Source organism: Buttiauxella cochleicola (genome assembly GCF_021282435.1).
Lineage (GTDB): Bacteria > Pseudomonadota > Gammaproteobacteria > Enterobacterales > Enterobacteriaceae > Buttiauxella > Buttiauxella massiliensis.
The window spans coordinates 1-8087 of record NZ_JAJSOT010000018.1; the positions used below are offsets into that span (position 1 = coordinate 1).

General features: G+C 46.6%; 9 protein-coding genes. 6 read left to right on the forward strand and 3 right to left on the reverse strand.

Annotation, left to right across the window (positions count from 1 at the left end; genetic code table 11):
* A partial coding sequence (locus LVQ77_RS22110) for a YjaZ family protein (protein ID WP_232905482.1) occupies positions 1-535 on the forward strand: 535 nt, incomplete at its 5' end.
* Positions 536-1195: 660 nt separating this feature from the next.
* Complete coding sequence (locus LVQ77_RS22115; protein WP_232905483.1) at positions 1196-1918, forward strand: recombinase family protein; 723 nt, start codon at positions 1196-1198, stop codon at positions 1916-1918.
* A 382-nt stretch (positions 1919-2300) separates the two neighbouring features.
* Here the strand turns inward: LVQ77_RS22115 and LVQ77_RS22120 are convergent, their stop codons facing one another.
* Together LVQ77_RS22120 and LVQ77_RS22125 are read right to left on the reverse strand one after the other, a co-directional pair.
* The gene (locus LVQ77_RS22120; protein ID WP_232905484.1) at positions 2301-2804 is read right to left on the reverse strand and encodes a hypothetical protein; all 504 of its coding nucleotides are present in this window, start codon (positions 2802-2804) and stop codon (positions 2301-2303) included.
* Between the two features lie 100 nt (positions 2805-2904).
* Positions 2905-3249 (reverse strand): hypothetical protein, encoded by a 345-nt coding sequence (locus tag LVQ77_RS22125; protein ID WP_232905485.1) that lies wholly within the window; start codon positions 3247-3249, stop codon positions 2905-2907.
* A gap of 155 nt (positions 3250-3404) precedes the next feature.
* Here LVQ77_RS22125 and LVQ77_RS22130 point away from each other — a divergent pair, with 155 nt between their 5' ends.
* From LVQ77_RS22130 to LVQ77_RS22140, 3 genes are all read left to right on the forward strand, one after another.
* Positions 3405-3854, forward strand: a complete 450-nt coding sequence (locus LVQ77_RS22130) for a helix-turn-helix domain-containing protein (RefSeq protein WP_232905486.1) — start codon at positions 3405-3407, stop codon at positions 3852-3854.
* 24 nt (positions 3855-3878) lie between these two features.
* Positions 3879-5378, forward strand: a complete 1500-nt coding sequence (locus tag LVQ77_RS22135) for a hypothetical protein (protein WP_232905487.1) — start codon at positions 3879-3881, stop codon at positions 5376-5378.
* A gap of 436 nt (positions 5379-5814) precedes the next feature.
* Positions 5815-6024, forward strand: coding sequence for a hypothetical protein (locus LVQ77_RS22140; protein ID WP_232905488.1), 210 nt, complete (start codon positions 5815-5817; stop codon positions 6022-6024).
* A 653-nt stretch (positions 6025-6677) separates the two neighbouring features.
* Here the strand turns inward: LVQ77_RS22140 and LVQ77_RS22145 are convergent.
* Positions 6678-7211: a hypothetical protein gene (locus LVQ77_RS22145; RefSeq protein ID WP_232905489.1), complete on the reverse strand. Its 534-nt coding sequence runs from the start codon at positions 7209-7211 to the stop codon at positions 6678-6680.
* A 717-nt stretch (positions 7212-7928) separates the two neighbouring features.
* Between LVQ77_RS22145 and LVQ77_RS22525 the strand changes: the two genes are divergently transcribed.
* Positions 7929-8087 (forward strand): YjaZ family protein (locus tag LVQ77_RS22525; protein WP_503489119.1); only part of this gene is annotated, 159 nt, incomplete at its 3' end.

Below are 8087 nucleotides of genomic sequence, written 5' to 3' on the forward strand. Positions count from 1 at the left end.
CTGGCCTTCATTTGAGCATGGTGGAGTGTCGTACTCGCTTTCGCATCTCGATGCACACGAGATAACGTACAAAGGCGAGAAGCAGGACTTCAAATTTGTTGTGACTTATGGCCTTCACTGTTTCGCTAAGGATGCCACACCTTTTAATATCCCGTTGGTCTACGAAGACGGACGCGAGAAGATAACCATCTGCATGGAGCGTTACGAGGCATCCAAGCAGATCCGCCACATCTTGGCTAATTTGCCAGATATGCTCTTGTACCAGACAGTAGCGGAGAAATACTTCACGCTGGATATGATGAACAGCGCTACGGGGCAGCTTGAACCGTATAAAATTTGCATAGCTTTCTATAAAGAGAAGCGCTTACTACGGATGCACATCCTTTCTGCCTTCTTTGTTCGCACTGGACCTGGTGCGCCGGGAGTACCTATTCCAAATAGAGCTGTCAGTGTATTTAAGGTTGCGTCTGAAACAGCAGGAAAACCCAATAAACATGCGTGGACTCCAAAGGAAGCCAACAACAGAAAGAAATGACGAAAGCGCGTCTGGAACTGATTAGAATTGCGTGGAGCAAGCAGCATACACAGAAGGGAAGATAATTTGATAGGCCTAGAAAGTGGCGACCCCCTTTCGGGGGTCTCAGCCGCCTTTCGGCGGGTCAGGACGCATTTACCGTCATGGACGAACCTGTTTCCAGGATTGCGGGATGCGACTCTGTTTCCAGAATCCCTGTAACCATCCTTAATAAATTTCTATAAAAATTTATTAAAATAATTCTATACGCATTACCGAGAGTATTCAACTTAAGGTTGAGTCTAACCTATAGGTTAACTTTTTCTGTATTCCCCTCAATCCCTTGTGGTACGTGGCTTTCTTCAAATCGATGACTACAGGACACTGATATACTAAGTTGTGGCCTGTGGGCTGGGTTACCCACATCGCCCCCCGGGCGGATTTACCAATACCCCCTGCGTCTGTGGCCGGCTGGCCGGGAAATATCCTGCGGGTATTTATTACCAGAGCACCTGGACCACTGCTTAACCGTCAGGATGGGCTAAAAGAAATTTTTCGCGGTGATTTGGAAATATCCGTTTAACATCATTGTGTTATATGCTTTCTTGTTTATTTTATCATTTGTTTGCCGTTCGGTAATCATGTGATATGGTGTATTCAAGTGATTTGGGAGGGTTGAACATGCAGGTCGTTACATACCGTCGAGTGTCTACAGAGCGCCAGGGGCGTTCTGGTCTTGGGCTTGAAGCTCAGGCTGACTACATCGCTCATGCTATCCACCAACATGGATGGGAGGTTATCGGCGAATTTATGGATGAGGGCGTGAGTGGTTCACGGTCACCAATGCAACGTGCTGGGCTGCGTCAGGCCATAGAGTTGTGTAAGCGCACGGGAGCATGTTTACTTGTGGCGAAGCTGGATCGCCTGAGTCGTTCAGTTTTGGATATCGCCACACTGGTGGAGCAGTTGCCTTGTATCAAGGTTGCCACCATGCCGATGGCAGATAAGTTTCAGCTCCATTTGTACGCGGCCTTAGCCGAGCAGGAGCGGGATTTTATCAAACAGCGAACCAGTGATGCTCTTGCATCGTTAAAGGCTCGGGCTGTTGCTGGTGATGAACTGTCACAACAAAAGGTGAAGTCTTGGAGTGACAATATCGCTGTAGCTCATGCCAGTGGCGTGAATCGTCAACGTAGCATCGAGGTCAGAGGAGAACAGGCAGATTCGTTCGCTGCGACCGTTGAGGACAACATTCTCGCTGCCCGGTCTCGTGGGCACATTACCCTCCAGGCTATCGCGGACTATCTCAACGACCGTGGGATAACTACCCGGCGCGGTAAGCTCTGGACGCCTGCGGCTGTGAGTAGAGTTGAGAGTCGTTTCCCACCCCGAGATACGCCGTGATCTGTAGCCTTACTCTCGAGGTCGTATAAATGAGCCTCGCCAGTGCGGGGCTTTATTTTGTCTGAATAAGAGCGATTTAATGTGACAAAATCGGCGGTCGTTGGCTCTATGTATGCATTGGTGTACCTGCGTAAATCAGATCTGTAATGGGAAATGACCCGCAGAATTTTGTGTGCGTAGTAGGTTGCCAGGTGAAGGCGAATCCGGTTAAGCATTGGCCTGTATTTTCAGCTTTGATGCTGAAAACATACGCTGCCCGTCCCCAGTGGAATATTTTCCACGCGCTTTAGCCAGGTATGAGACCCGCTCAACCATCGCTATCGCCCGTTCGAGGGCGTCAGGATCAATATGAGCGGGGTGTGGTGGCCCCTTCTTAATCTTGTCATGCTGGCGCTCCTGTTAGCATATTGCGGAGGCGTTCCCTCATGGCGGCTTGTTCTGCGGCTGCCTGTTGTTCGGCACGAAGTCGGGCATCCTCTGCGGCATCCTGGACAAGTCGCTCTACCTCACATTCCATGGCGGTAGTGAGTTCATCGAGGTAACTGCCCTCAACCTGCTGACGCAGAGTTGTTAGCTCTTTTTCAATCATCTCCTCTGGCTTACGCATGGTGACGCTCATGCCACCAGAACCCGCCATGTATACAGATTGGGGAATATTTATATCGTATTGCCAGCCGTCGAGAATTCTTTCCTGCATTTGCTGGATCAACAGCGGCGCTGGCGCGTGGAAACGCTGGGTTGTGTTCGTCAACAGGTAACGCTGGGTGGCAGTGTCGATTCGTTGTTGTAGTACCGCCGCATCTGGTTTGAATCGTTCGACAGCTTCACTGAGGAATGCCTGTAGAACGTCATCAGTGGCGCTGTGCGCCTTCTGTTTTGTAGTCATATTATCTCCATAATCAGTTAGTAAAGGGCATAGAGGCCCGCTGGCGCTCTTTTGTGAGCGTCATTTATTGCGACCGTTTGTCCGGTCATCTTATTGGTGTTTATACGTATTCAGTGCTGTAGCGCTGCCCGCAAGAATTGCAGCGCTGGGGTCGGCCTTCTCGGATCAGATACCAACGTGCGACGCCTGCGCTACCAAACAGAATGCCGGTGAGCCCGTAAGTCTCCAGGGCAGCGAGCGCTCTATACGTCGTGGATAACGGTAAACAAGCCTGCTGCGACATTGTCTCGGCGGTTTGTGGAGCGTTGGTCTGGTGCAAGTAATGAAGAATATGAATGCGGGCCGTGGAGAGTTTCAGACCTGCGGATCTCAGCAGTTTTACCAGCGCAGTGCGTTCTGTTGTCGTTGGACCGTAGAACGGTGCTGGCATGGGCATATTACACATTTTCCTCCTGTTTAGTTTGAATAGTAACATAGTGTTATTATATCAAAATTCATCTAAAATTTCAATATTTGTGAGAGTGTTTATCATGTGTGGTAGTGCTTTTTTTTGCCGTATACTATCCAAAATAAACATAGGTAAAAATCGGCGGGTATCCAATGAGTAAACAATCTTCGAATCTACTCAATCTTACACAGGCTGCTGAGGCGGTTGGGATTACAAGGAAAACGCTGTACTCCCATATTGATAAGGGTTTGGTGAGTGTTACGCGTCAGAATGGTAAACGATATGTCGATGTATCCGAACTCATCAGAAATTACGGATCTGTATCCTTGCCAGAGGAGAAAGTAAACGCCGTTACACGGTCACAGACTAAGCATGGTGACGATGCAATATTGGCTATGCAGCGGGAGCTGGTAGAGCTGCGGAAGCTGATCGAGAAACAACAGTTATTGCTTGAGGATAAGCAGCAGACTGAACAGCTTCGTGAACTGATGACTGGGTTACAAAATGAGCGTGATGTAGCTACTCAGGAATTGGAAAAAGTTAAAGCTGAACTTGAAGCAGAACGTAAGAAAGGATTTTGGTCGAAGTTATTTAATGGGTAGCACTTTTAGACTTGGGGTTTTTTGATGAGTTTAGCTGTTAATTTAAAAAGAAAAAAAGTTAATAACGCAGCAAAGAATGACAGTTTTAAAAGCAATGCCTACACCGCTCGCGCTTTCAAGAAAGCTGTTATTAAATACTGCCATGATGAACAAATCGAAGTGACAGATTCGGAAGCTGCGGCACTGGCTTGTATGATCGATAGTTTCCGGGTAGGTCGTTACACTCATGATCAAGATGACTCTCTCTCGCTAATCAGCTGGGAGTTCAAGCAAAAGGCTTTTGGCAGCGCTAAACGATTTGAAGAGATTAATGCTATTGCTGACTTTTTTGTCTGTCGAATTAGGCATAGTCAGCACTCTAAACGTGCCGCTGGATGGGCTTTAACTGAGTCTGCGAACCGCTTGGTGGATTCGTTCTTTGATAAAGTTACCGATGAAGAATTGTCTACAGGTGGATTAGATACATCATCTGGCATGCGTTACAAAGTCCAACCAAAGGCTGTATCAAGCACGGCATTCTCTAAGAGAGAATTGCTCAAAGGTTTGCTCGATATCCATAACGCAGTAAAGGTAGACATTGAGTCGCTGTCTCTTCTGTGTGACTCAGCTACTGCTTGGGAGCAGGGAAAGCAGTGCCCCGATGGTTGTGAGTGGTTGTTCAGTTACTGGCTATCAATCGAGAACAGCAGAAACGAAAAGATCAGGGGGAAAGAGAATGCTCTTAATCACGTGAAGTTAGCTGCAAATCAGGCTCGGCAGATCATGATTATCGCCAGAGCATCTCCTATCAAATTAAGTTTCCCTATTCGTTACGACACAGTGAGCACTGGTCGTCTGTATGAATCAAGTGCCGGAGTTACTCTGCAAGGCTGCTGCCGTGAAGTTAAACGGGCTGCTTTAAAGGGGAGCTGGGATGTCGATATAAGCAATTGCCATTGGTCTTTACTCCAGCAAATGGCAAACCGATGTGGTGTTCCTACCCCTGCAATCAATAACTACCTGGATAATAAAAAGGCTGTTAGGCAAGAATTAGCGATGGTGTCCGGAACCGATGTTGATGGAGCTAAAACCATCCTGATTGCGCTCATATATGGTGGCCGGGTAACCCAAAACATGAGTGAGCGGTATAGTGAACTTGCCCAGAAAGTAGGTGCTGAGGCAGCAGGATTGGCGAGTAAGTCATCTGTAGTTAAAGGACTGAAAGAAGATCTGAATGCTGCAAGAAAAGCTGTCATTTCTTACTACGAAGAGCGTTCAACCAAAACAGGATATCTACTGAACGATGCAGGCAAGCAAATTGCGTCATCCAAAGCTGATAAGTTGAAACTCGCCCATATACTGCAAGGTGCTGAGGTGATGGCCTTAATCGCGATGACGAGTGTGTTAACGGACTCGGTAAGTCTGCTTCAACACGATGGTTTGACGGTAATCGGTAAGCCTGCCTATGAGACCGTCCGTATCGTTGAGAGCGCCATTAAAGAGCAAACAGGTTTCAGCTTGAGCTTGGAAATTGATGAGTTATGAAGTGTGCTAAATCAAACAAGTAGAGTTCTTTGAAACCCTTATGCCGCAACGCTTACAGAGGGATTTGAGACTGTGTTTCCGAGGTTAATACATCCCCTACTTCCCTCTTATTTATCAATACTCTCATACAATCGGGTCGACAAAGGCCCCAAAAAGCCCAAAAAAAACACAACAAAACAACAAAACAACAAAACAACACAACAAACACATGTTCAAAAAAGGATTCACAAAAATCCGGCATGTCAGGTATCAGTAACCACTTAACCACTGAAATGAAAAAACACGTTCTCAGGCAGGGGGGGGAATCTCAGAATTCGAATTAATTAGCATTCTTTTGCTTTGAGGGGAAAAAGTCATTTTTTAGCCTTTTGGCACCACTTTTTGCCATCGGCGAATAAATACAGTTAATAACCAACTATCTCAAGGAGTGAGATTTATGAAAACTGTATTCAACTATTTTATCGCTGGCGTATTTGTGGTGGCTTTATTTATTGGCGTAATCCGTGGTGCTGGTTTTGCTGTGTGTAATGTCGATGCGTATGGGTTCAAAGCGGATCAAGTTAGCTTGGTGCTTTCTTCTGAAGCAGCAAAGGCTCCAGCCTTAACATGCCCAAAGAAAGCTAATTCGGTTAAGGCCCATCGGTAAAATTTGGCGACTGGATCTTCCAGCCAGCCCGATAACGGGGTAAGGTAATGCCCAGAAACGAAAAAACCACCCGGCAAGGTGGTTTCGTCGAAGGTTAACAGTCCTGGCAGACAAGTTAACCGAGGTAACTGCTCTATGTGGGAACAGACACCTTAAATGTAATTTTAGTGTATCCGCGTAACGTGGTGCATTCAAGTAGCACAGTAGTAGTATTCTACTATTTCCCTTCTGTAGGTTCCCACACTAAGACTCAGTTACCGTATTGGCTGTTGCCATTAGCGGCGTTTTGCCGTGCCTGTGTGTCGTGGAATCGAGTGAACAGTCCGCATGCAAGCAGCAATAGCAGGGCAAGACGGGGAGTCTGGTTAATATGCCCAACGTTGGAGCGACAACCTAAACAGAAAGCTGCGTATCAGATAGCGTGAGGAATTAGAAAACGCCACGCTCCCAAGGGGAAAGGCGGATTGATACCGGCAAAAGTGCATTGGTTGGATGTCAGGACGTTATCAGGGGAGCACGGCAAGGAAACACGTCGAATCTCAAAGCTGACACGGTTTCGCTACTTCTGGCTTGCAGCGTCATTTTTTGTGATGCTCGTCAGGAGTAGCGGAGCTATGGAAAAAAGGCCACGGTCCTCACCATGGCCCTTTCCGCTAACTCGCAGTCGTATCCAATCCTGCTTCGTCATTAGCTGCATTCTTTAGTAACTCGAGAACGCCATCTTGTCCGTATTCTTTGACCAATCGTTTCATTTCTTTCTGCGCTTGGCTTTCTCTTGCACGGCATGCGTTTTCATGACGTTCTTTGAATACAGCGTCTGGGTCTTGCTTTAGCTTTTCACGATCATCTGGTGATATGAAAAACAATGCCTGCTTTGTCATTTTGCCAACGTCTGACTCTGTTTCTACAAGGCGATGTGATATTGGGAATGAATGGATTTTATCTAAAGCATGAGCAACCGCAGATGCACGTTTCACAACATAATCTGCCGGTATTGTGTAGCCTGATGTGGTGATTGATTTCTCATCGAGCATGGCTGCCAGTACACAAACTTTTGTGCTGCTCAGTTCGTTGATGCTTTGTGCCGTTTCGGGATGACCTTCAAAGAAGGTAGTAACTTTTTGGCGTGCTACTTCTGGTGCGTAATCGTCTGTAACTTTACGCAGATCATTTTTTATCAATGTCATAATGACTTACCTTCTATGTAGAGGATTAGTCAGTTCAGATCCTTTTTTAACCCTGTACAGCACAGGATTAACGCAAAAATCTTCTGGAAATTCTCTCCTAATTTCCGTAATAATGCGCCACGGCCTAAAGAAAGTTGCTTAAATTGCAACCTACTTTGGGTCGTTTCAGTCTCTGAACTGTGAACGGCAGCTATCGGGTATGGGCCTCGGAACCTTATGACCTGATGGCTGCCTTTTCTATTTCTGGAGGTTTGCGATCTCCAGAGCACTAATTCTATACGACATCCCCCTTCGATTAATAGTACTAACTCCCTACTATTGCGTTTTTTTACGCCTGTGGCTTTGCTGGCGCAATCCTGAGGCGTTTTTTAATGGTTATTGATGACAATCATCGGCTTTGTTGTTTAGCTCGACATGGCTCGATACAGCTCGATTTAGGGGGTATTTAAATTACCTGTATGAACGGACAGTGATTAAGCCGAGTGATCGGATTTTATGAGCGAATAGTTTCGATAAGCATCGATTGGCTGCGTATTTGATACTAAGACGTCAATGTAATGACCAATCGCCTTTGGGTAAGCATTGCTTTTTGAGTGGTGATATTCGTCAGGGGGGAAGCCTTCTGTGAAGGGGCTTGCAGGCTGTATGTTCTGCGGTTCCATGTGCTTATGACAAACCTGATAGAATGTTGTGATTCTACTAATATGAGCAGACGCAGTGGCTAAATACCAAATCGATTCTATTCAGAGCTGGCCTTCATTTGAGCATGGTGGAGTGTCGTACTCGCTTTCGCATCTCGATGCACACGAGATAACGTACAAAGGCGAGAAGCAGGACTTCAAATTTGTTGTGACTTATGGCCTTCACTGTTTCGCT

What these genes read in the sequence shown, in the direction of transcription:
- LVQ77_RS22115 (WP_232905483.1), top strand. Translation starts at nt 1,196, where the DNA reads ATGCAGGTCGTTACATACCGTCGAGTGTCTACAGAGCGCCAGGGGCGT.
- LVQ77_RS22120 (WP_232905484.1), bottom strand. Translation starts at nt 2,804, where the DNA reads ATGACTACAAAACAGAAGGCGCACAGCGCCACTGATGACGTTCTACAG.
- LVQ77_RS22125 (WP_232905485.1), bottom strand. Translation starts at nt 3,249, where the DNA reads ATGTGTAATATGCCCATGCCAGCACCGTTCTACGGTCCAACGACAACA.
- LVQ77_RS22130 (WP_232905486.1), top strand. Translation starts at nt 3,405, where the DNA reads ATGAGTAAACAATCTTCGAATCTACTCAATCTTACACAGGCTGCTGAG.
- LVQ77_RS22135 (WP_232905487.1), top strand. Translation starts at nt 3,879, where the DNA reads ATGAGTTTAGCTGTTAATTTAAAAAGAAAAAAAGTTAATAACGCAGCA.
- LVQ77_RS22140 (WP_232905488.1), top strand. Translation starts at nt 5,815, where the DNA reads ATGAAAACTGTATTCAACTATTTTATCGCTGGCGTATTTGTGGTGGCT.
- LVQ77_RS22145 (WP_232905489.1), bottom strand. Translation starts at nt 7,211, where the DNA reads ATGACATTGATAAAAAATGATCTGCGTAAAGTTACAGACGATTACGCA.